The sequence below is a fragment of the Sediminibacterium sp. FW305-C-49 genome (assembly GCF_058231085.1).
Genome location: NZ_JBIQXS010000002.1, coordinates 1183463 through 1207538, shown reverse-complemented (window position 1 = coordinate 1207538; position 24076 = coordinate 1183463). Strand labels below are relative to the sequence as shown.

Below are 24076 nucleotides of genomic sequence, written 5' to 3'. Positions count from 1 at the left end.
AAGTCGCGGGATGTGATTAACCCTTCATCCTGTATCTTAGATTGATTTCTAAACTTTATTATCAAAAGTGATTGCCAGACTAACAATAGTAAGATATCCGGTATGGCTGGGATGGGCAGGTTTTTTATCCATGGCTTTCTTTCGTTTACCCTTATGGCTACAGAAAAAAAATGTTTTCTGGAAACTGATGGGCTGTGGACGAAACGGAAGCTTTGATAAAACGCCTGACTGGCGTCAATGGGCCTTACTGGAAGTATGGGATGATAGCATAGATGCTCATCAACACCCCAATATCATTGAACAATACTGGTGGTTCTTTGGTTGTGAAAAATGGACAGTCTTACTCAAACCGCTGGAAGGACATGGTTTATGGGATGGAAAAGAAGTTTTTGGTGTTTTACCCAAACAAACCGACTATAACGGAACCATTGCCATACTTACCAGGGCCAGCATTCGCATTAACCGATTATCGCATTTCTGGAAACAGGTAGATCGTGTTGCAGAAAAAATGAATACCAGTCCCGGTTTTATTACATCTGTCGGAATCGGAGAAGTTCCCTTGATCAAACAGGCTACATTCAGCATATGGGAATCAAAAGAAGCCATGAAAAATTTTGCTTACCGCATGAAGGAACATGCAGATGTGGTGCGTAAAACCCGACAGGAAAACTGGTACAGTGAAGAAATGTTTGTTCGTTTCCAAATCATTGAAAATGAAGGTAGTTTAAGGGGAAAAGACCCCTTGGCCAGAAATCCTTAACTTTGTGGTACGAATGCACCATTGCTCGACCATATCATTGCTCACCGCTCATTTTGCATGGATGTACCGTGGTCTGAACTCCATGCCCGATCACTGAGTACCGGTTATCCTCTTTTCATCTGAAGACCACATTCAATTCATTTAATTACAATTCTTGTATGGAACATACATTACATGTTACCTCTGAAATAGGTACACTGAAACGATTATTGGTACATAGTCCCGACAGCGGATTGGGCAAAGTAGTGCCATCAAAAGCACAGGACTGGTTGTTTGAAGACATTGTTCACCTGGATACCATCAGAAAAGATGAGTACGACTACTATACCAAACTCTTACTTTATTTTCTGGACCCCGAAAAAATAAAAGGTAAGCTGGATAAGGTTGACCAGAACGACCGCAATTTTTTTAAACCAGATGCACCGGAATTTTACCGGTCAGATAAAGTGGTGGAATTACAATGGTTACTGGCAGAAGTGCTGGAGAATACGGACATACGTTCACAACTTATTGCCTCTGTATCTGCCATTGAAGGATGCACTTTTGAAATACAGCAGCAGTTGTTTGATTATCCGGCCAATGAGCTGTCTAAAACGTTTATTTCGGGAACATCCATGGATAAACAATTGTTGTTTGCGCCTATCCCGAATTTTATTTTCACCAGAGATATTGGCATCACCATCAAAGATCATGTACTGCTCAATAAACCAGCAAAGAAAGCACGTACAAGAGAAGCCTTGCTTTCCAAATACATTTTCTTTTACCATCCCATGTTTGCAGAATGGAAAAAGAATATCATTGAACTGACCGATTCCAACCAGAGTTTCCTGATGCCTGAAGAGGAAGAAGATGACCGTAAAACAACACTGGAAGGTGGCGATATTATGGTGGTAAGTCCAAATCATTTACTCGTAGGCGTAAGTGAAAGAACATCCGCAGAAGCCGCTGCCATGATCACCAATGTGATGTTTGAAAAAGGATTGATGGATAAAGTAACCATCATCCGTATTCCTAAGAAACGTGATTACATGCATATCGATACCGTGTTTACACAGGTTAAAAGAGATGTATGGGTAATGTTGGGTAATTTTTCACGTAAGGCAGTGAAACATGAAGATGATAATGCGGTGGAGCGGATACTACAGGTTAAAAAAGAAGAAAAAATAAAGATTACCCAGTTTCATAAAAAATGTCCGGATAATCCAGTATTCTTCGATAGTCTGGAAGATTTATTATTGGACATCAGTGTCAACGATCTGCATTGTGAGAATGAAGTGCGTTTTATTTTTTCCGGCAATAACGAATTCCCATACAATGCCCGCGAACAATGGACAGATTCCTGTAACCTGCTGGCCTTAAAAGAAGGAGTTGTACTAGGCTATGACCGGAACGATAAAACAACAGAAGCATTCAGAAAAGCAGGGTTTAATATTGTTCATGTAAAAGAATTATTGCAGCAACTCGAAGCCGGCACCATCTCTCCCCAAACTATGACCGATACCTTGATACTGATGCCCTCGGCCGAATTATCCCGTGCCCGTGGCGGATTTCATTGTATGAGTATGCCTTTGTGGAGGGAGGAGATTTAGTGAGTAGTGAGCAATCAGTAGTGAGTGAAATGACTCCTACCACTTACTACTGACTACTCACTTCTCACTATTCCCAATCATTACAAATCTCATCATCTAACTATGCAAACCACTTCTCACCTCCTGATGATAAAACCTGTTCGTTTCAGTTTTAATGCAGAAACGGCAGTGAATAACAGTTTTCAGCAGGCTTCTGCTGATGAAGCTGTTGCGGAAAAAGCAACGGCAGAATTTGAACAGTTTGTCACCAAATTAACCCATGCCGGTATTGATGTAACGGTGGTGCCAGATACAGCAGAACCACATACACCTGATTCAGTATTTCCGAATAACTGGGTATCTTTTCACCAGGATGGTACTGTATTCCTTTACCCGATGTTTGCCGTCAACAGAAGGCTGGAACGGAAACCACATGTACTGGAAGCCATCGGTAAAAAATTTCAGGTAAACAACACTGTTGACCTGAGCGGTTATGAGGCGCAGCAGTTATTCCTGGAAGGCACAGGCAGTATGGTACTGGATCGGACAAATAAAATTGCCTATGCCTGTTTATCTCCCAGAACTGCTCCTGAAGTATTGAAAGACTGGGCTTCAAAAGCCGGGTATACAATCGTTTCATTTGTTTCAGTTGACAGTAAAAATGCGCCTATATATCATACCAATGTAATGATGTGTGTGGCCGACAGGTATGCTGTTATTTGTCTTGATTCTATACCAGATCTAACTGAACGCGAAAATGTTATTCAACAGCTCTCAGATACAGGGAAAGAACTCATCAGCATCAGCTTCGACCAGATGAACCGGTTTGCAGGCAATATGCTCCAGGTACATAATAGAGAAGGGCAAGCCTTTCTTGTGATGTCGAGTCAGGCATTCAATAGTTTAACAAGAGAACAGGTTACAGCTATTGAAAAATATAACCCGATTATACATTCCGATATCAAAACCATTGAAACCAATGGTGGTGGAAGTGCAAGATGCATGATGGCAGAGGTTTTTCTTCCATTGAAATAAACAATACAGCGTTTTTTTCCTTTCAATTGTCTGCTAAATAAACAATATGGCAAACGAATCACTGAACGGACTTATTTATGAAAAGCTGGAAGAACAGTTGGCAGCAATACAAGAGAAGCTAACAAAACCTGTTTTTCAGCAGTACGCAGAATTACTGAAGATGCACAATGAGGGCCGTGTGATGTTTTCCGATTCAGATGGTATAGATGAATTACTGACAGAAAAAGCCAATGATATTGGTGCGACCAATGACTATGCAGCTTTTATGGAAGCAAATTCAACAGACGAAATAAAAGCTATTGCCTATCTTAAAAATGAACTCAGGTCCTGTATTACTGAAGAAGCAGCTATTCAGCAGTTTGCCAAATCTGGCGCCATCTCTTTTTCATACGATTGGTATTTTCATTATGATTCCGGTATCAATTTTTTCAAAGAACAGTTCAGCTATCCTATTATTCTTGAACCGCGTTACCTGAACCAGGAACTTCCACCCGATCATTACGACGGTTTTGCCAAAGGCCCCGATTTTTCTGAAGTATGGCCCGATTGTGGTGACCTTATTGAAAGAGAAGATGAAGACAATGATCTCCTTAACCTCGGCAGTCATTTGATGATGTATTATCAATACCAGTCCCGACTGTTTCTACACAAAGCCATACGAGAAATGGATGATGCGGGGGAACTTTCATTTATCAAAAAAGCACCTTTTATCTTTTACATTGCCGAACATGATTGTGAAGAGATGACCCTATATGTGAAATAAGCCCTAGCCGCTTTTAAGCTTATTTTATTTAATCAGCCACATAATTTCGCATTCAACCAGCAATCTAACTGATCGGTAGCCATATGCATTAACAGCCCTATGGCAATCAGTCTGCACTTAGGAATCAGTAACAGCAATATATAACCAGTTATGGCCAGATAACTGTGTAGTGGATGGAAATTAATACTACATCTGCAGGGATCGAATACTGGTATTGCCAGCAGATGGTCGAGATCGACCAACATAGTAAGCCAAAGAACTATAACTGCTTTTTTCCATTTTGGCCTGAAAAACCAGAGGGCAATCAACACCGGAAAGCCAAAATGGAAAAAATAATGAATGAAAGACTGAAAATTATCCATGACACGACAAAGATGCTGACAAAGCAAGAAATATTGTATTCGAACTGTAGAAACAGGCAAAAACCTTCCGAATAGATTGTATATCTGCTCATTTTTCCCATCATGTAGAATATTTTTTGGTAGAAATATTTCAACCCTTACTTTTGCCGCGGAGAGATGGCAGAGCGGTCGAATGCGGCGGTCTTGAAAACCGTTGACTGTCAAAGGTCCGGGGGTTCGAATCCCTCTCTCTCCGCTGAAAGGCTTAAGTATTATAAATACTTGAGCTTTTTTTATGCCCTGACCTATGCCCTATTATACATACATATTAAAAAGCCTGTCAGATAATGGGTACTATTATGGTCATACGTCTGATATTGATAACAGACTTCAAACACACAATAGTAAAAAAGTAAGAAGCACAAAGTCTAGGGTTCCATTTATACTTCATTATTTTGAAGTCTTTGATTCAAAATCCGAGGCTTATCGTCAGGAAATATTTTTTAAATCAGCTGAGGGCAAGGTTTATTTAAAGTCAAACAATATTTTATAGTGTCGAATACGGTGGTCTTGCCCGCAGGATCCTTTGGAAAAACCGTTGACTGTCAAAGGTCCGGGGGTTCGAATCCCTCTCTCTCCGCTGAAAGGCTTAAGTATGATAAATACTTAGGCTTTTTTTATGCACTGACCTATGCCCTATTATACATACATATTAAAAAGCTTGTCAGATAATAGGTACTATTATCGTCATACGTCTGATATTGAAAACAGACTTCAAACACAGGTTAGGTTAAGAGGATATTTAATAAAAAAAGAGGCAGACTGATCGAAAAATGGCTTTGAAAAGAAAATGGAAATAAAAATATACCAATTGGTATTATTTTATTAATTTTACCCCATCATGAGTACTACACTATCAAAAGCGGACAGAACAAAACAGTTTATCATTGAAAAAACGGCCTCTATTTTTAACGAAAAAGGGTATGCTGGTACATCAATGCATGATCTTACAAAGGCGACCGGTTTGACAAAGGGAAGTATTTATGGGAATTTTGAAAATAAAGACGAAGTTGCCCTGGCTGTTTTCGATTACAATCACAATAAGGTTACAGAATATATTAAAGCTAAATTGTTACAAACAGAAAATTCAATTGATCGCTTACTGGTGTATCCTGAAGTCTATCGTAACTACTTCAAAATTCCTTTTCTTCAACCAGGCTGTCCAATTCTAAATACGGCAACAGAAGCCGACGATACACACCCCCTATTAAAGGAAAAAGCAGCCAATGCGCTTATGTTCTGGAAGCGGGCGGTAGAAAATCAAATAAAACGGGGTATTGCAAGAGCTGAAATAAAAGCCGATACAAACCCTACTGAAATTACAGTCATCCTGATATCACTGATTGAAGGTGCATTTATGCAGGCGAAGGTAACCGGTAGAACAACAGAATTGAAAATAGCAATGGATTACCTTGAAAAAATAATACGGAACCTAAAAGTTTAATTTTTTTACCCAATAATATACCGATCGGTATATTATAAAACAATACCACAGACATGTATAAGAAAACTTTAGAAAGCAAAATGAAAATTCGCTTTCTTGATTGCGATCCATTTAACCACTTAAACAATTCCAGGTATATTGATTACATCGTTACCGCAAGGGGCGATCAGTTACTGGAGAATTATCACTTCGATATTTATCAACTCGCGCAGAAAAAACAAAGAGCCTGGGTAGCAGCTTATACACAGATATCATATCTAAATCCGGCCTTGCTAATGGAAGAAGTAACCATAGAAACAAGGCTGTTGCAATACACAGATAAAAGCCTGCAACTTGAAGGCATCATGTGGAACAGTGATAAGTCAATTGCGAAGGCTGTTATGTGGACAAAACTCGTTCACTACAACCTTTTAGAGCAGAAAAGTCAAACACATGCCGAAGAATTAATGAACCTCTTTGAACAGGTCGTAAACCCGCTTGAAACAACCATTGATTTTGAAGAAAGAATTAAACAGGTAAAAAATAGAAAATGAGAACAATAATTCTTGCGGCCATCATAATGATGGCCCTGCTCGGGAAAACCCAGACATTCACTTTGAAAAGTACTGAACTGGGTGGTCAGGCACACAGTAAACAGGTATTCAACGGTTTTGGCTGCAAAGGAGAAAATAAATCCCCGCAATTAACATGGGAAAATGCACCTGCAGGAACCAAGAGTTTTGCTGTGACGATTTATGATGAGAATGCACCAACTGGCAGTGGATGGTGGCATTGGCTCATTTTTGACATTGATAAAAATATCCTTCAGCTAAGGCCTGATGCCGGAAATATAAAAACACCAAACGCACCTGACAATAGCGTACAAAGCAAAACTGACTTTGGAACACCCGGCTATAGTGGCCCATGCCCAACACCAGGTAGTGGTTTTCATAAATATACCGTTACGGTATATGCTTTGGATACAGAAAAACTGGGGCTCGATGTAGATGCTAACCCTGCATTGGTGGGGTTCTATTTATCCCAGCATCTGATCCAAAAAGCTTCGTTGGTTTTCTACCACAAACAATAAAACCACAATTGATCCGCATGAAAATTCAGAAATTAAATTGGGCAGGTATTAAGATTGAATGTAATAACAAAACCATTTTGATCGACGCAGTTGAAAATTTTAAACCTTATTTCACTGTATTGGGAAACCCCAAGACCCCACTGGTCTCCTTTTCAGCTACAACAAAAGCTGATTATATTTTATTCACACATCTTCATTTAGACCATTTTGATATTTCTGTGATTGAACAATGTCTGAAGCCTGATGGCAAAATCATTGCTTATAAAAGACTGGAGCAGCATATTGCGAAACTCCATAAACCAGTGATTTATCTTGATTATGGTGAAATTTTCGAAGACAATGGCGTTTTAATCAAATCAGTTTATTCGCTAGACGGTATCGGTGAAGAACAAACAGCCTGGATTATTGAGGGTAATAATACCAAAATATTCCACGGAGGTGACAGTATATGGCACAATCAATTTTGGAAACTCGGAAAAGAAAACCCTGGTATCGACTTTGCTTTTCTTCCCATCAACGGAGCTATCGTAAACTTTCAGGTAATTGGTCTCGAATACAGTACCATACCTGCTTCCATGACACTGGAACAGGCTTTTAATGCTGCTAAATTATTACACGCGAAAGAACTTGTGCCCATTCATTATGGCACATTCTCCACCCCTTACTATCAGCCAAAGGAAGTAGATGGTAAGGATTTTGAAACGTTATCAGAAAAAATAGCTCAGTCTTACCTGATTGCTGAAGACGGAACATTTATCGCAAAAAGACAAGAAGATGAAATTTAACTTAGAAAAAACAATACAGATCATAGAACGCACTCCTGCTGTACTGCATACATTACTGAACGGCGTTTCCGAAGAATGGATTTATAGCAGGGAAGCAGAAAATAAATGGAGTGTTTTTGATGTGGTGGGTCATTTGATCGTATGCGAAAAAACCGACTTTATCCCGCGGGCAGAAATTATTCTTTCAGACACTGAAAACAAAACGCTTAAGCCAATTGACATGAATGCCCATTTTGAATGGGGTAAAGGGAAGAATATAGATCAGCTTCTGCAAGAATTTGAACAGCTCAGAAAGGAGAATATCCAAAAACTTCAAGCACTCCATTTAACAGATCCTGATTTGCAAAAAACTGGTTTTCATCCTGTCATTGGTACACTTACACTACAGGAACTACTAGCCACATGGGCGCCCCATGATCTTGGACATATTTCACAGATAACAAGAATCATGGCCAAACAATATAAAAGCGAAGTAGGGCCATTAATGGCTTTCCTTGGGATACTTAAATAAACATACCATGAAAAAAATCGGATTGGTTGGCGGCACAAGCTGGACCTCTACTGTAGATTACTACAGGTTTTTAAATGAAGAAACCAATAAGGCACTGGGCAGTTTAAATTTTGCTGAGTGTATTATTTACTCGGTAAATTTTGAACATTTCAGGAATTACAATGCAGCACATAATTGGGATGCCACTTTTGACTTATTAGCCAATGCTGCTCTTAAACTGAAAGATGCTGGAGCTGATTTAATCATACTTGGCGCAAATACAGCACATATAGTAGCAGAAAGAATAAGTGATAAAGTGGGCTTGCCACTTATTGACATCAGGGTAGTCACTGCTCAAGCAATTCATGAAAAGAAGCTGAAAAAAGTTGGATTGCTAGGCACTGTTTATACAATGGAATTAGATTTTTATAAACAGAAACTTTCAGAAGAAGGCTTAGAGATTTTAATCCCACAAACAAAGGCTGAAATAGACTTCATTGAAGAAACACTAGTACATGAATTAGGTAAAGGGATTATTCTCCCTCAAACAAAACAAGAATACTTAGCCATCATCAACAGACTTATTGAGCAAGGTGCGGAAGGTATCATTTTAGGCTGTACCGAAATTCCACTCATCATTCACCAGCAAGATGTTTCAGTACCAGTGTTTAACACCACACTTATCCATGCACAAGCCGCAGTAGATTTTGCATTATCAAACAACTAAATAAACCAGCATTCATGAACCTGACTAAATTATTCCGAAAGAAACCACTTGAAGCATACAACGACGACATTAAAACAAGCCAGTTAAAAAGAACACTTGGCAAATGGGAACTTACCGCTATTGGTGTTGGTGCCGTAATCGGCGGCGGAATTTTTGTTTTGACCGGAGTTGCAGCCAACCAGTACGCTGGCCCTGCACTAGCATTGTCATTTGTATTGGCAGGTATAGGTTGTCTACTTGCTGCTTTTTGTTATGCAGAATTTGCAAGCATATTGCCCGTATCGGGTTCAGCTTATGCCTATTCGTATGGTACCATTGGAGAATTTTTTGCATGGTTTATAGGATGGAATCTCATATTGGAATATATGATGGGCGCCACAACGGTAGCTGTTAGCTGGTCAAAATATTTTATAAAATTGTTGAACCTTATCGGTATTAATAACATACCTGCCTGGCTAACAAACGATCCCGTAACAGCCAGAGAAGAGGCTTTAAAGCTGGGTATAGCCCCTCCCTCCTTTTCTATTAATCTTCCTGCTGCACTCATTGTTTGGGTGGTTACTTACATACTTATTCGTGGCATAAAAGAATCTGCAAAAGCCAATAATATCATTGTTGCAATAAAAGTTGCCGCAGTGCTGTTTGTTATAGTAGCAGGCGTAGCATATATAAACCCAGCCAACTGGCAACCGTTTATACCCGCTGAAACTATTGATGATGCAGGCCTCAGCCATTTTGGGATCTCTGGTGTAATAACTGCAGCAGGAATCGTTTTCTTCGCTTTTATTGGCTTTGATGCAGTTTCAACACAGTCTCAGGAAGCGGTAAACCCAACCAAGGATATTCCATTTGCTATTATTGCTTCATTGATTATCTGCACAACACTCTACATACTCGTTTCGCTCACCTTAACAGGTATGGCAAAATATACAGACCTTGATCTTGGCGCCCCGGTAGCATCTGCATTCAGCGCAGTCGGACTTAAATGGGCATCGTTATTAATCACTATTGCTGCTGTCATTGGGTTGATTTCCGTGATGCTTGTTATGCTTCTTTCACAAACCAGAATATTTCTAAACATGGCTAAAGATGGTTTGTTGCCTGCAAAGGTATTCGGGGCTATTCACCCACGCTTTAAAACTCCGTGGAAAAGTACCATTCTCCTGGGTCTTATTTCCTCCGTCGTAGCAGCATTCACACCGATTGAAAAAGCCACTAAAATGACAAGTATCGGCACCCTGTTCGCCTTTGCTATGATTTGCATTGCAGTTTTAATACTCAGAATGAAGCAACCAAATCTCCACAGACCTTTCAAAGTGAAAAACCTCCCTGTGGTAGCCAGCCTTGGTTTTGTATTCAATCTGCTGCTCATGTTCAGCCTTGACCAATCAACATGGCTAAGATTACTTGTGTGGAGTCTTATCGGCATCAGCATTTACTTCCTCTATAGTGCCAAAAACAGCAAACTGAACAAAATTGCATAAATAAATTTTTATGAGTTATAAAATCACAAATGCCACTATTGATGATCTGCCAGTTATCTATCATCTTTTCGAGGAAGCCATCCGCTTTCAGAAAGCTAACAACTATATTGGATGGAACAGCTACGATAAAGAATTTATACAAGCTGATATTCAAAACAGGCTTTTATTTAAGATTGTTAATGAGTATGAAATAGTCTGTATTTTTAGTATTTGTTTTACCGATGAATTAATATGGCGTGAAAAAGAAAACGGTGATGCAATCTATCTCCACAGAGTAGTATTAAACAGAAAATTCACCGGCGAACAATTGTTTAAGAAAGTACTTGACTGGACAATACAATTCGCCAAAAACAAGGGTCTCCATTATGTGCGAATGGATACCTGGGCTGAAAATGAAAAAATCATTACCTATTATAAAAGTTATGGTTTTTCGTTCATTGAGCAGTATACAACTTCCGGAACTGAAGACTTGCCGGTACAACACAGAAATCTGCATGTATCCTTATTGGAAAAACCAATTACCTGAAATACGTACAATATGATAGTAGAAACACTAAAAACATTATTTGTAAGGGATTTAAACAGATTATACAATGAGATACAATTGTATAAAAATGAAGCGGCCATCTGGAAAACTGAAAAGCATATTGCAAATTCAGCAGGGAACCTTTGCCTTCATCTCATTGGAAATCTGAATACCTATATTGGAAAAGAAATCGGCCAAACCGGTTATATGAGGAACAGAGAGAACGAATTTTCTTTAAAAGATATCCCAAGAGCACAACTGCTGGACCAGGTCAATAAGACCATAAAAATGGTAAGCGACTCACTTGATAAAATTATTGACACCGAACTGGAAAATGAATATCCCATTCTAGTATTCGATGAGAAAACATCCACTGGTTTTTTACTGGTACACCTTACTACACATTTAACATATCATCTGGGTCAAATTAATTACCACAGACGCCTGATTGATAGATAATACAAGAAAAAGATGAACTTCAACTTTACCACAGATATTGTTCTCGAAAACGAGAGTCTGCTTTTACAACCTTTATCAGTAGCTGACTGCAGTAACCTGTTGACTGTTGCTACTGTTGATAAAACCTTACTTCAATTTTCTCCCAGGCAGGTATATACAAAGGAACTACTGGCTACATATATCGAAACAGCCATCGAATTGCGAAATAACCAAACAAGGTATTCTTTCAGCATCTTTTCAAAAAAAGACAATTGTTATGCTGGCAGCACTGCCTTTTTAAATATTTCGAATGCAGATGACCGGCTTGAAATTGGCGCAACTTGGATAGGTAAATCATTTCATAGGACTGGCTTAAACAAGCAGTGTAAATATCTTTTATTACAGTATGCATTTGACACACTTAACGCCAACAGGGTGGAATTTAAAACCGACGAAAGAAATATGCAATCCAGAAAGGCCATCGAAAAAATTGGTGGAAAATTTGAGGGTATACTTCGCGAGCATATGGTTATGCCTGACGGATTTAGAAGAAATACATTTTGCTACAGCATCCTGAAAATTGAATGGGATGATATAAAAAATAATTTTATTTAATTACTCAAACTATGGAAACTTATAATCCTGTACTGAGTCATATCATAAAAACGATACACTATCGATTCAGTAAGGCTACAGCTGGCTCAAAAGATGATTTCGGGACATTTAAGCTGAATGAGCATACCAGATCTCCCAATGAAATAGTACATCATATGCTCGACCTTGCAACCAAAACAAAAAGCATGGTGCAAAGCGGTGAATTCACCGTTTCCTCCTATCAGCAACTTGACTTCACCAATGAAACAAAACGTTTTATGATTGAATTGGAGGGATTGCAATTGGCTATTAGTTCAATACAAATCGATATACAGCTAAGTAAAAAATTATTACAGGGGCCCATTTCAGATATGCTGACGCACATTGGACAAATAGCTATGCTAAACGGCTTGCATGGCAATAAGATTAAAAAAGAAAACTATTTCCATGCAGAAATAAACTAATCCGATTATGAAAGAAAAGAATACGACAATTTATGTTATTGGTGCAGGTGCCATCGGAAAGGCATTAGCGGTATTCCTCAAACAAACTGGAAAAGATGTTGTTTTGCTTCGCGGTCATATCACTGATCAACCCGAACACGTTGAAAATATTGAAGTTGAATTAAAAAGTGGCGAAATTTTAAAAACGGATATTCTTGTAAGTAGTTTGATTAACTATCCCATTTTGAATGGCGTCATTGTTATAACGACTAAATCATATGGCAACCAGCAGATTGCAGAATGCCTGATGGGCAAAACAGGTAACTCACCCATTGTTGTTTTGCAAAACGGATTACATGTAGAAAAGTCTTTCATCAATCATTCCTTTCAGGAAATTTACAGATGCGTTCTTTTTGCTTCATCGCAGTATACAGAAAACAATAAACTGCGGTTTAAACCAGCTTCGGTTTCTCCTATTGGCCGTATCAAAGGCAATGCGAAAAATCTGGCTTTTATTATTGAAAGTTTAGATAACCCCTATTTGGTTTTTAAAGCAGAAGAAAATATTCAGCCAGTCATTTGGACAAAGACCATCATCAATAGTGTATTTAATTCAATATGCCCCTTGTTGGAAATTGACAACGGCATTTTTTTTCGAAACGAAAATGCATTGAATTTAGCCAAAAGAATCATAGGTGAATGTATTGCTGTTGCTGCAACAGAAGGTATTTTGTTAAACACTGAAATGGTAATGGAACGTTTGCTACTCATCAGCAAAACTTCAGACGGTCAGCTCATTTCCACCTATCAGGATATCATTAACAAAAGAAAAACTGAAATCGATACATTCAATATGACAATTGCCCGGATTGCTGATCAGTACAATGAGAGTGAGTTATCGAAAGAAACCAGGCTTTTAGGTGAGCTGGTACAAATCAAATCAGCAATAACCATGCTGCCATAAACAAGTAAGTTCTGGAAACAGTTTTCCCAGTCGCAGATAATAAAATTTGGCAGTCTATTCTTTTATAACGCAAACAGAAGCAGATAACAGCCCTAAAAACATTTCTCATACATTTGTTTACAGGCAGTTATCTATACCCCAAAGGGTCAATCTGGGATATTGCCTGATAGTTTTGCCCCGTCCATTCATCCATAAACTACTATTGATCATTTAAAACAATATGTTATTTCCCTATTTTTATGAAAATCTAACAATCATGACCCGTAAACTTTTTCTATTCGCCACCGCATTTATGAGCCTTTCGCTCCTGTTCTCTTTTTCTTATAAAGCCGCAAATTTTTCAGGCATCTGGAACCTGGATGAAAGTGCAAGTGAACTCGGACAATTCGGCGCTAGGGCTGCTTCCTCAAAAATTGTCATTGAACAATCGGCCGAAGCCTTTAAAATGATCCGTTCAAACACAGGTTTTGATGGTAGCGCTGCAGATGTTACCGAAAATTATACCGTGGGTAAAGACACTGAGAACACCGGTCTGATGAACAGTAAAAAAACCGGAAAACTCTCTTGGGATGGTGAACAAAGTTTTAAAGTGGAATTCACCCTCTCTATGGAATTCGGCGGACAGAGTTTCGAAATGAAGGGTAATGAAAAATGGGAAATCAGTGCAGATGGAAAAACAATGAGCCTCAAAACCAATCTCACAACACCTCAGGGTGATTTTGAAACAAAAGCGGTTTACAAAAAGGGATAACTATGAAGTGAGTAGTCAGTAGTGAGTAGTGAGGCTGGAGTATTATACTCATTACTGACCACTCACTACTCACTATTTCGATGCTTGCTCCGTAAGTTTTTCCACTACCACGAGATCAACGAGATCAACATTCATAGGCAGAATGCCAATTTGCACAATGGCTCTCTTTCCTCTGATTTCCTTTACCTCCCCTACCTGGTAATTCTTTTTCAGTTTTACCAATGAGCCCACTTCGATATGCTGGTTGAGTTCCTTGTATTTCTGATCTACTTTTTTGGCAAGCTTATTCACTACAATCGCCTCTTTCTGTTTGAACAGGAGGTTTTGCAGGTTCTTGATAACATCCTGTTTGTTCTCTGTCTTTTTCCAGTCTAACACTACCTGCTTTAATTTTCGTTCCATGTCTTTCAGGTATACGAGTCTTTCTTCGGTAATTTTATTCTGGTTTTTGAGCAATTCTACCTGCTGACGATGTTTTTCCTTATCCATCACCGTTTCCATCTCTTTTTTCAAACGGTCATTTTCACGAAGGAGTTTATGCAACTGTTTTTTCTCCTGTTCCAGTTGTTGCAGATCCTGCTCAGTACGGTTCAATAACCGATCCAGTTTGAAATGATCTTCATCTACCAGTTTTCTGGCACGGTTAATCAGGTGTTGTGGTAATCCAATTCTTTCTGCAATGGCAAATGTGTAGGAGCTACCGGGCTTACCAACAATAAGTTTGTACATGGGCTGCAGGTTTACCTCATCAAACTGCATGGCGCCGTTGATGATGCCCTGTGTACGGTTGGCCATCACTTTAAGATTCAGGTAATGCGTGGTAACCACCCCAAATGAATGACGTCTTGCGAGCTCTTCCATGATTACTTCCGCAAAAGCGCCACCCAGGTTCGGATCACTGCCACTGCCGAGTTCATCAATAAAGAACATGGTTTTACCATTGGCCGATTCAATAAAATATTTCATGTGTAGCAAATGGCTGCTATAGGTACTTAACTCAAATTCGAGGTTCTGTGTATCACCAATATGAATAAACAACTGTTTAAAAATTCCCATCTGGGAATCGGGACTAACAGGTACCAATAAACCACTTTGCAGCAATAGCTGGTTCAGGCCAATAGTTTTCATGGTCACCGTTTTACCACCGGCATTCGGGCCGCTGATCACCAGTATCCTGTTTTTGTCGTCAAGGGTAAGCGTTACCGGAATGGTGGTCTTACCTGCCGTTTTATTATACAGATACAATAAAGGGTGATAGGCATTGATGAGGTGAATATGTGCTTTATCGGATAATTCAGGCAATTGCCCGTTCATGTCAATAGCCAGTTTTGCTTTGGCCCTGATAAAATCAAACTCACCAGCAATCGAAAGGTATTGCTCCAATAAAGATGCATAAACGGATATACGCGCCGTGAGTTGACGTAAAATGCGCTGTACTTCTTTGGCTTCCTCATTCTCCAGCGTAAATACCTGGTTATTGAGATCGATGGTTTCTTCGGGTTCTATAAAAGCGGTTTTACGGCTGTCGCTTTCGCCATGTAAAATACCTTTTACCTGACGCTTGTGTTCTGAAAAAACAGCTACTAACCTTCTGCCATTGCTGAAGCTTTCATCAATATCTGCTGTATAGCCGGCTTTGGCGAGTTTGCTGATGACTTTTTCAAACATGCGTCTGAGTTCACTCCGTTTGCGGAATAAACTCATCCTGATCTTTTGCAGGTCGGCCGATGCATTGTCTTTTACATTTCCCTGTTCATCGATCACTTCATCAATCATTTCAATGATGGCCTTTTCATAATAACTTCCTTCTACCACTTTGGACATGGCAGGAAAAGCGAGCCGGCGTTCCTGGTCGAACCAGCGGAAAATATTGGCTGTGTTTTCTGCCAGTTTTCTGATATGCAACCACTGCTCTCCTGTAATCAATGCCCCCTGTATACCGAGTAACTTAATTTCTTTGTGAAGGGGTTGTGTAAAATCGTTGGGGAAATATTGCGCCTGTTGCAAGATCGATTTGAACTCAAAACTCTGTTTGAGTTCCAGTTCAATGTATTCTTTTCTGGTATGTATGCGTAATTGTTCTGCCTTCTGCTTGGCATAAAGGGTTTTACAATGCCCTTCAAGTAAAGCACGTACTTTATCGAATTCAAGTTGTGTAAGGGCCGTATCTGGGTACAAACGCATAAGCCGCAAAGGTAAGGGAGAGAATCTTTGTTCGAAGTGCCTCTTGGGGGAATGTTTGGTCTTTGATTTTTGATTTGGTCTTCTCCCTAAAATCAAAGATCACAAAATCAAAGATTAACAACTCTTTTGTAAGTACAGAACCTTACAACAGTCTAAACTGTTATAGTATCAATTACGTAATTTTATATAAACAGGGAAATATGCGAATCGTCATGAGTTTACTGGTACTGGGCATGAGCCTTGTATCCTGTGCACAGCAACCCACAACAAAATCAAAGAAAATGGATAAAAAGATCAATTATGCAGGCATTCAGACCGATACCGCCACTTTAGGAGAAGGTTGTTTCTGGTGTACGGAAGCTTTTTTTCAGCGCCTGGATGGTGTACTGGAAGTCATCAGTGGTTATGGAGGAGGTTTTGTGGAAAATCCGACTTATGAACAGGTTTGTGATAAAAATACAGGACATGTGGAACTGGCCAGGATTGTATTTGATCCAAAGAAGATCAGTTATGATGAATTACTGGAAGTATTCTGGAAAACACATGACCCTACTACGCCAAACCAGCAGGGTAATGATATTGGCCCACAATATCGCAGTGTAGTATATTATCACAATGATGTTCAAAAGGAAAAAGCAGAAAAATATAAGGCTCTGCTCGAAAAAAGCGGGGCATGGGATGCTCCCATTGTAACAACTGTTGAACCTTTCAAAAACTTTTATCCGGCAGAGAACTACCACCAGAATTATTATAATGACAATCCCAACCAGGGTTATTGCCGATTTGTGATCAGACCTAAGCTGGAAAAATTCGAGAAAGTATTTAAGGATAAATTGAAGCAGAAGGGATGATTTCGTGAATGCTGAGTAATAAGCCATTAGCTAATAGCTAATGGCTTATTACTTCTACCCCTCATCTCAATCTTACCCTACGTAGTTCCAGCAGGTTTAAAGCATTCGCCCTAAAGCCACTGATATTGGGTTGTACAAAATGAATGGCCATATCGTACCAGATGGGAATAACAGGTGCGTCGTTAATGACAAGCTGATCCATTTTCCGGTAAAGATCGAAACGCAACGAATCATTTGTTTCCAGGAGCGCCTGTTCATACAGTTGATCAAAATCCGGATTTTTATACCTTGTATAATTAGGTGGCGCCGGATTTTTACTGTAAAACATGGCCATATAATTTTCAGCATCCGGATAATCTGCTATCCAGCTTCCCCTGAAAAACAAAGCCTGCGATTTGGCAGTTTGTTCTAGTAATAAACTTTTCTGTATTACTTCCACCTGAACGGGTATGCCTACTTCTTCCATCTGCTTGGCCACAAAGCTGGCAATATCTGCATAGATGGGAATGGTCAGTAGTTTAATGCCCGGAATAGCTTTACGGTCACCAAACCCTGCCTGCTGAAGCAATTGTCTTGACTTTACCGGATCATACCTGTATCCCTTTACCCATTCAACATTTTTCGAAGGAAGACCACCGGGTACAAAACCTGCTTCTGCCGGAATACCAATCGAATTACGCATATACATCATCAACTGTGGACGATTAATGGCATAATTCATTGCCTGCCGCACCAGTTTTAATTTTGTTGGTGATGTTTGTACCAAAGGATTTTTTTCGTCTACCAGTATCCCGAAATATTCTGTGTTGAGATAAGGGGTTTTATTGAGCTGCAGCTTCCCCTCCCATTCTTGCCGGAGTGTTCCTTTTTTGGTTAACAATTCGTCTTTAAAAGAAGGATCTATATCATTAACAAAACTCAGTTTACCCTGTCGAAACTGTAAGAATTCAGTGGCTTTGTTATCAAAAAAACTTACCTGAATAGCATCCAGATAGGGTAATCGCTTACCGGACTCATCCTTCTCCCAGTATTGTTCATTTTTATGCATGACCAATGCTTCACCTTCATCCCATGAAACAAATGTAAAAGGTCCGGTACCGCATGGATTGCGCCGGAAATCTTTCCCATATTTTTCTACCGCTTCTCTTGGTACAATGCTGCAATACTGCATACTGAGGATACCCATGATGGGATGAAATGGCCGGAGTAGCTTTAACTGAAAGGTAGAATCATTAAGCGCAGTGAAAGGTTGCAGGCTGTCTACCCTGTTGTTAAATATCCATGCCCCACTGCTCGCCGTAGTTTTATCGATGATTCGGTTAAGACTGAACACAACATCATCCGCCCGCATTTTTCGCCCTTTGCCACCTGGAAATATTTCATTGTGGTGAAAATAAACATCGGTGCGGAGATGAAAGGTATAAGTGGTTCTTGCGGCATCAATATCCCAGCTTTTGGCCAGGGAGGGCACAATATTGAGGTTACTGTCTATTTCCACCAGTGTATTGTATACCTGGTGAATGGCCCACATGATGGATTGGTTTTTGGCGAACGCAGGGTCGAGGGTGGCTATGCCGGTGGACTCATTGTAATAAAAAACGGTTTTATCTGATGCTGCTTTCTTACCACATCCCACAATACAAAAAGTGGAGCAGCATGCCAGTAAGCAAAACAGGATTGATTTATTTTTTATAATTTTCAATTCTTTCATCCTGCCCCGAATATCCTATTTTTAGCCGATGAATACAAAGCGGTATTTCAGGTATTAAAGAAATGCTTTTTGTATGGTGGCTTAAAACCAACACCAATTAAACCATTAACCGGGCATGGGAAGTATCAGGAAGCAAACCATTATCTCAAGTGTGCTGATTTATATCGGCTTCCTTATTGGCTTTGTGAACCAGTATTTTTATACGCGTAACGGATCGTTCACACCCGGGGAATTTGGGCTCACCCGTATCTTTTTCGATTTTGCACAAAACATGACAGCTTTTGGAGCCATGGGCGTCATTCCTGTTATCTATAAGTTCTACCCTTATTACAAAGACAACCTCGAATTTAAAAAAATCGACCTGATGAGCTGGGCAATGGTTGCTTCATTCATCGGCTTCTTAGTTGTGCTGATCAGCAGTTTTGCGCTGCAACCCTTTTTTATTGATAAATATGAGCTGCGATCACCGCTTATTGTCCAGTATTATTTCTGGATGTTCCCGTTTGCGATCGGACTTTTATTCTTTTCTGTCATCGAAGGTTTTAGCTGGGCACTACAATTATCCATCGTCTCTAATTTTCTGAAGGAAACCATTCTGCGGATATTGACGAGCATTCTGATTGGGTTGTTTTATTTCAAGTTGATCAGTTTCGAAACCTTCATCCATCTTTTTGCCTTTCAGTATCTGGCTATCTTTTTGTTTTTACTGGTGTATATGATACGCTCGGGTAACCTTCCCTTTGCGTTTACCATCAGCCGTGTAACCAGAAAATTCTGGAAGAAAATATTATCGATGCAGGCTTTACTATATGGTGGTACAATCATCGCCTCTATTGCGGCCACCATTGATAGCTTTATCATTGCTAAATTTCAGGGGCTGACGGCTGTAGGTATTTTTGTATTCGCACAGTTCGGAGCCAATGTACTGCAGGTGCCGCAAAGAAGTATACAGGCTGTTTCCTCCAGCTTTTTATCGAGGGCATGGAAGGATAAAAACTATGCAGAAATAAACCGTATTTATTCCCGCTCCTGTATTAACCTTTTATTGATGGCCCTATTTCTGTTCGGTAATATCTGGCTTAATGTAAGAGAAGGCATAGCTGTACTTAATATACAAGCAGATTATCTGGATGGCATGACCGTTTTATTCATACTTAGTATGGTACGTATCATTGATGCCGGCACGGGATTGAACGCCATGGTCATCAATACATCTACCTTATGGCGCTTTGATTTCATCAGCGGTGTTGTACTCATCGGGCTTCGATTACCATTAACCTATTACCTCATAAAAAATTATGGCATACTAGGCTCAGCCATTGCAGAATTGATTGCTTATGGTACGTACAATTTTATCAGGTATGAGTTCCTGCGGCGAAAGTTTAATATGCAGCCATTTAACATGAAAACTGTGTATGCCATTTTACTGGGACTTTCAGCCTATGCTATCTGTTACTTTGCATTCGGCCAATTTACCGGCTGGACTTCCATCATACTCAATGGAAGCGTTTTCTCGCTCATTATGATCAGTGGAGTCTTCTACCTCAAACTAACACCAGATGCCATGCAGTTGTATGAAGTGGTGAGAAATAAATGGAAGAGAAATGTCTGATGTCAGATGTATGATGTCAGATTTGGGTATTCTTTTCTTTAATAAATCCGACATCTGAGATCAGACATCATAAAATAATATACTCTCCTTTTTTATTCACCGAAATCAGAGGAAGTTTTTTGTTTTCCTCGAAGAAATCGTACACTTCTTTCAAACGGGTGGAGAATTTCTGGTAATCGCTGTCTTCTTTGCTGTTGCGTGACAGATATTCCTGGCTGCGGTTATTGCTGAAACGAACGGGGTAAATATGTACGGGAATAAAATCCTGTCCCTGGTTACGTGCATGTGATGCCAGTACATACAATTCCTCGATCTGGTCGTTCTGAATGGGTATACAACCTACGGTAACGCAACTTCCGTGAATAAAAATATCACTACCGGGTTTGATAGAATCACTCAACAAACGATCAGATGCATTGGGATAATTGAGCCCCAATGACAGATGATACGTGCTTTTGGGATTGAATTCATTGATATAATAAAAACCTTCCGGCACCTGGTAATCACCCTCAATACGTTTGGGTCCAAGCGTACCCGACAAAGCACATATCTTATAGGTTTTGAACAGTTTATAAGGTTCTGCTGAAGTATTTCTTACCCATACTTCCAATTGGCTATCGTACTTGAAACTACGCAGGTACATGTCTTTTGCAGGCCACTGAAGTTTGGCTGAGGCAAACTGTTTTTTTAATGTGTCTTCTTTAGAACGAATGGCCCCAGCTACACGTGGAAATACCCGCTGATTTTCAATAAAACCAGTCTGGGCCATGAGTTGAGTAGATAGTAAACCGATCACAACAAATAACAGGGAGCGCTTCATAGTTGCAAAATAACAAAACGATCAATATGGAAGATTCAATTTCCTGTTAAAGAAACGAGGACAGTCAACGAATATTGTGGGAGATTGAACACAGATCATCATGATTTTTATGATATGTCATGATGATCTGTATCAGTTATTAGAGATTCCCGCGACTTTCCTGTTCGCGTTCTATGGCTTCAAAAAGGGCTTTAAAATTGCCTTTACCAAAGCTTTTGGCGCCTTTGCGCTGTATGATTTCAAAGAAAAGTGTAGGTCTGTCTTCTACCGGCTTGGTAAAAATCTGTAACAAATATCCTTCATCATCTCTGTCGACCAGGATACCCAATTCACGCAATGGATTCAAATCTTCATCAATATGTCCTACCCTGTCCAGCAGGTCATCATAATATGTAGTAGGCACTTTCAGGAACTCTACACCCCTGTTTTGCAGGGCGGTTACTGTTTGTACGATATCACTGGTCGCCAGTGCTACGTGCTGACAACCTTCCCCATTATAAAAATCGAGGTATTCTTCTACCTGTGATTTCTTCTTTCCTTCAGCGGGTTCATTGATGGGGAATTTTACAAAACCGTTGCCATTACTCATTACTTTACTCATCAGCGCAGAGTATTCGGTAGAAATATCATTATCATCGAAAGTGAGGATATTTTTAAAGCCCATCACATCCTCATAAAATTTCACCCATGGATTCATCTGGTTCCAGCCTACATTACCTACACAATGGTCTACATACAATAAACCGGTGTCTGTTGGATTATAATGACTTTCCCATTTTCTGAAACCGGGTAAAAATGTACCGGCATAATTTTTTCTTTCTATAAAAAGATGAACGGTATCGCCATAGGTATGTATGCCACTCATGACTACTTCACCATGTTCATCGGTCATCTTTTGTGGTTCCATATAACTTTTACCGCCCCTCAAAGTAGTCTGCTTCCAGGCATCGGTAGCATCTTCTACTTTTAGTGCCAGTACTTTTACACCATCGCCGTGTTTATACACATGGTCAGCAATGGCATTATCGGTGCGTAATGCAGTAGTAAATACAAAAGTGAGTTTATGCTGTCTTACTGCATAGCTGGCCCTGTCTTTTATACCCGTTTCTGGTCCTGCATATGCGAGACTCTGAAAGCCAAATGCTGTTTTATAAAAATGGGCGGCCTGTTTGGCATTACCCACATAAAATTCTACATAATCTGTTCCCTGCAAAGGAAGAAAATCGTTTGTTGAGTTCGATGATACCACAGTATTGGTAATCGTTTCCATACAATATGTTTAAAAGGATAATAGAAGAAAATAAGACAAGGTGATCGTTATCAACAACCAGTCGTATCCATGGCAAGGGCTTCCATCAGCAGGCAATAGCAAAAACGCTTGTCGCCAAATATTTTATGAGGATAATCAGGAAGCATGTAACAAAATTAAGGGATTATCACTCCTGTTAGGTCATCCACAAAAAAACACTTCCATATTCCTTATTCTGCCGTTCCTTATTTCTCTGTTCCCAACGTATCTTCGCACTATGAAAGCAGGAATCCTCGGAGGCGGCCAGTTAGGCCGTATGTTATTACAGGCGGCCGCCAATTATACGGTTGAAACATATGTACTCGAAAATGATCCGCAATGCCCTGCCGCACATCTATGCCATCATTTTGTACAGGGTAATATCAATGATTTCGACACCGTTTACCAGTTTGGAAAAGGCCTGGATGTATTGACCATTGAAATTGAAGCAGTGAATGTAGATGCGCTTGAAAAACTGGAAGCAGAAGGTGTAAAAGTGTTTCCTAAACCATCTGCCATCCGCACCATCAAAAACAAAATATTACAGAAACAATTTTACCAGGATAATGATATCCCCTCTTCGGCTTTTGTTATCACACAATCATTAGCAGAATTACAGCAACACAGTGCACTGCTGCCGGCCGTTCATAAAATCGGACAAGGTGGTTATGATGGAAAAGGTGTTCAGGTTATCCTCGACGAAAAAGACTTCAGTAAAGGATTTGATGCTCCGGCGGTACTTGAAAAAATGGTTCCGATTGTAAAAGAAATCGCCATGATCGTGGCCATGAATGAAAAAGGAGAAACCACGCTCTATCCGCCAGCCGAAATGGTATTTGATCCTGTACTGAACTTACTAGATTACCAGGTAAGTCCGGCCCAACTTCCTGAACAGGTACTCTGGAAAGCTGAAGCCATTGCCTTACGTGTGGTAAAAGCATTGAAAAGTCCTGGACTGTTTGCTGTTGAATTGTTTGTTGATAAAAACGAAGAAGTACTGGTTAATGAAACAGCACCAAGGGTACATAACAGCGGACACCATACCATTGAAGCCAATTATTCAAGTCAGTACGATATGCTTTGGCGCATTATGCTCGGTTACCCATTGGGTAATCCGGATGCCATTCTCCCATCTGCCATTGTAAACCTGTTGGGTGCAGAAGGATATACAGGTAATGCCGTTTATGAAAACCTCGAAGAAGTATTAAAAATTGACAATGTATTTGTGCACCTCTATGGCAAGCTACAAACCAAACCCGGTCGTAAAATGGGCCATGTAACCATCATGCATAAAGACTACCAGGACCTTACACATAAAGCCAATAAAATTAAGCATCTCTTAAAGATAAAAGCAGAATAAGAGATGTA

General features: G+C 39.8%; 26 protein-coding genes and 1 tRNA gene. 22 read left to right on the top strand and 5 right to left on the bottom strand.

The features are described 5' to 3' along the window. The first annotated feature begins 67 nt into the window (after positions 1-67). The 4 genes from ACH3Z1_RS12790 to ACH3Z1_RS12775 all read left to right on the top strand — a co-directional run bounded on the left by ACH3Z1_RS12790 (position 68) and on the right by ACH3Z1_RS12775 (position 4126). Complete coding sequence (locus ACH3Z1_RS12790) at positions 68-760, top strand: DUF3291 domain-containing protein (protein ID WP_490822365.1); 693 nt, start codon at positions 68-70, stop codon at positions 758-760. A gap of 158 nt (positions 761-918) precedes the next feature. After that, a complete protein-coding gene (locus tag ACH3Z1_RS12785; RefSeq protein ID WP_490822364.1) occupies positions 919-2349 on the top strand; it encodes an arginine deiminase family protein in 1431 nt (476 codons plus the stop codon). A gap of 102 nt (positions 2350-2451) precedes the next feature. Further along, a complete protein-coding gene (gene ctlX, locus ACH3Z1_RS12780) occupies positions 2452-3363 on the top strand; it encodes a citrulline utilization hydrolase CtlX (protein WP_490822363.1) in 912 nt (303 codons plus the stop codon). Between the two features lie 46 nt (positions 3364-3409). Continuing rightward, entirely contained in the window at positions 3410-4126 is a 717-nt protein-coding gene (locus ACH3Z1_RS12775; protein ID WP_490822362.1) for a hypothetical protein, read from the top strand. 32 nt (positions 4127-4158) lie between these two features. On the opposite strand, the gene ACH3Z1_RS12770 is transcribed toward ACH3Z1_RS12775, so the two are convergent. Continuing rightward, entirely contained in the window at positions 4159-4488 is a 330-nt protein-coding gene (locus tag ACH3Z1_RS12770; protein WP_490822361.1) for a DUF6122 family protein, read from the bottom strand. 150 nt (positions 4489-4638) lie between these two features. Here ACH3Z1_RS12770 and ACH3Z1_RS12765 point away from each other — a divergent pair. The 15 genes from ACH3Z1_RS12765 to ACH3Z1_RS12695 all read left to right on the top strand — a co-directional run bounded on the left by ACH3Z1_RS12765 (position 4639) and on the right by ACH3Z1_RS12695 (position 14242). Continuing rightward, positions 4639-4723, top strand: a tRNA-Ser gene (locus ACH3Z1_RS12765). A gap of 51 nt (positions 4724-4774) precedes the next feature. Continuing rightward, positions 4775-5020, top strand: coding sequence for a GIY-YIG nuclease family protein (locus ACH3Z1_RS12760; protein ID WP_490822360.1), 246 nt, complete (start codon positions 4775-4777; stop codon positions 5018-5020). A 348-nt stretch (positions 5021-5368) separates the two neighbouring features. Continuing rightward, on the top strand, positions 5369-5971 hold the full coding sequence (locus ACH3Z1_RS12755; RefSeq protein ID WP_490822359.1) for a TetR/AcrR family transcriptional regulator: 603 nt from the start codon (positions 5369-5371) through the stop codon (positions 5969-5971). A 53-nt stretch (positions 5972-6024) separates the two neighbouring features. Next, positions 6025-6504: an acyl-CoA thioesterase gene (locus tag ACH3Z1_RS12750; protein WP_490822358.1), complete on the top strand. Its 480-nt coding sequence runs from the start codon at positions 6025-6027 to the stop codon at positions 6502-6504. Beyond that, positions 6501-7040: a YbhB/YbcL family Raf kinase inhibitor-like protein gene (locus ACH3Z1_RS12745; protein WP_490822357.1), complete on the top strand. Its 540-nt coding sequence runs from the start codon at positions 6501-6503 to the stop codon at positions 7038-7040. Before ACH3Z1_RS12750 ends, ACH3Z1_RS12745 begins: the two co-directional genes overlap by 4 nt. 17 nt (positions 7041-7057) lie before the next feature. Further along, entirely contained in the window at positions 7058-7825 is a 768-nt protein-coding gene (locus ACH3Z1_RS12740) for an MBL fold metallo-hydrolase (RefSeq protein ID WP_490822356.1), read from the top strand. Beyond that, positions 7815-8336 (top strand): DinB family protein, encoded by a 522-nt coding sequence (locus tag ACH3Z1_RS12735; RefSeq protein WP_490822355.1) that lies wholly within the window; start codon positions 7815-7817, stop codon positions 8334-8336. The genes ACH3Z1_RS12740 and ACH3Z1_RS12735 overlap by 11 nt, the downstream gene beginning before the upstream one ends. 7 nt (positions 8337-8343) lie before the next feature. Beyond that, the gene (locus ACH3Z1_RS12730) at positions 8344-9042 is read left to right on the top strand and encodes an aspartate/glutamate racemase family protein (protein WP_490822354.1); all 699 of its coding nucleotides are present in this window, start codon (positions 8344-8346) and stop codon (positions 9040-9042) included. A gap of 14 nt (positions 9043-9056) precedes the next feature. Beyond that, entirely contained in the window at positions 9057-10526 is a 1470-nt protein-coding gene (locus ACH3Z1_RS12725) for an APC family permease (RefSeq protein WP_490822353.1), read from the top strand. 10 nt (positions 10527-10536) lie between these two features. After that, entirely contained in the window at positions 10537-11052 is a 516-nt protein-coding gene (locus ACH3Z1_RS12720) for a GNAT family N-acetyltransferase (RefSeq protein ID WP_490822352.1), read from the top strand. Positions 11053-11064: 12 nt separating this feature from the next. Continuing rightward, positions 11065-11511, top strand: coding sequence for a DinB family protein (locus tag ACH3Z1_RS12715; RefSeq protein ID WP_490822351.1), 447 nt, complete (start codon positions 11065-11067; stop codon positions 11509-11511). 12 nt (positions 11512-11523) lie between these two features. Further along, positions 11524-12105 (top strand): GNAT family N-acetyltransferase, encoded by a 582-nt coding sequence (locus tag ACH3Z1_RS12710; RefSeq protein ID WP_490822350.1) that lies wholly within the window; start codon positions 11524-11526, stop codon positions 12103-12105. An 11-nt stretch (positions 12106-12116) separates the two neighbouring features. Next, a complete protein-coding gene (locus tag ACH3Z1_RS12705; protein ID WP_490822349.1) occupies positions 12117-12548 on the top strand; it encodes a hypothetical protein in 432 nt (143 codons plus the stop codon). A 7-nt stretch (positions 12549-12555) separates the two neighbouring features. Next, positions 12556-13491, top strand: a complete 936-nt coding sequence (locus tag ACH3Z1_RS12700) for a ketopantoate reductase family protein (RefSeq protein ID WP_490822348.1) — start codon at positions 12556-12558, stop codon at positions 13489-13491. 256 nt (positions 13492-13747) lie between these two features. Further along, on the top strand, positions 13748-14242 hold the full coding sequence (locus ACH3Z1_RS12695) for a hypothetical protein (protein WP_490822347.1): 495 nt from the start codon (positions 13748-13750) through the stop codon (positions 14240-14242). A 72-nt stretch (positions 14243-14314) separates the two neighbouring features. Here ACH3Z1_RS12695 and ACH3Z1_RS12690 read toward each other — a convergent pair whose 3' ends face one another. Beyond that, a complete protein-coding gene (locus tag ACH3Z1_RS12690; protein WP_490822346.1) occupies positions 14315-16426 on the bottom strand; it encodes an endonuclease MutS2 in 2112 nt (703 codons plus the stop codon). 200 nt (positions 16427-16626) lie between these two features. On the opposite strand from ACH3Z1_RS12690, the gene msrA reads away from it, so the two are divergent. Further along, entirely contained in the window at positions 16627-17277 is a 651-nt protein-coding gene (gene msrA, locus ACH3Z1_RS12685) for a peptide-methionine (S)-S-oxide reductase MsrA (RefSeq protein WP_490822345.1), read from the top strand. Between the two features lie 61 nt (positions 17278-17338). Here msrA and ACH3Z1_RS12680 read toward each other — a convergent pair whose 3' ends face one another. Beyond that, positions 17339-18988 carry an ABC transporter substrate-binding protein gene (locus tag ACH3Z1_RS12680; RefSeq protein ID WP_490822344.1) on the bottom strand — a complete coding sequence of 550 codons (1650 nt, stop codon included), beginning with the start codon at positions 18986-18988 and terminating at the stop codon, positions 17339-17341. A gap of 115 nt (positions 18989-19103) precedes the next feature. Here ACH3Z1_RS12680 and ACH3Z1_RS12675 point away from each other — a divergent pair, with 115 nt between their 5' ends. Continuing rightward, entirely contained in the window at positions 19104-20600 is a 1497-nt protein-coding gene (locus ACH3Z1_RS12675; RefSeq protein WP_490822343.1) for a lipopolysaccharide biosynthesis protein, read from the top strand. 67 nt (positions 20601-20667) lie between these two features. On the opposite strand, the gene ACH3Z1_RS12670 is transcribed toward ACH3Z1_RS12675, so the two are convergent. After that, complete coding sequence (locus tag ACH3Z1_RS12670) at positions 20668-21420, bottom strand: L,D-transpeptidase family protein (RefSeq protein WP_490822342.1); 753 nt, start codon at positions 21418-21420, stop codon at positions 20668-20670. Positions 21421-21559: 139 nt separating this feature from the next. Then, positions 21560-22690, bottom strand: a complete 1131-nt coding sequence (gene hppD / locus ACH3Z1_RS12665) for a 4-hydroxyphenylpyruvate dioxygenase (protein WP_490822341.1) — start codon at positions 22688-22690, stop codon at positions 21560-21562. A 256-nt stretch (positions 22691-22946) separates the two neighbouring features. Here hppD and ACH3Z1_RS12660 point away from each other — a divergent pair, with 256 nt between their 5' ends. Beyond that, positions 22947-24068: a 5-(carboxyamino)imidazole ribonucleotide synthase gene (locus ACH3Z1_RS12660; protein WP_490822340.1), complete on the top strand. Its 1122-nt coding sequence runs from the start codon at positions 22947-22949 to the stop codon at positions 24066-24068. Positions 24069-24076 lie beyond the last annotated feature (8 nt).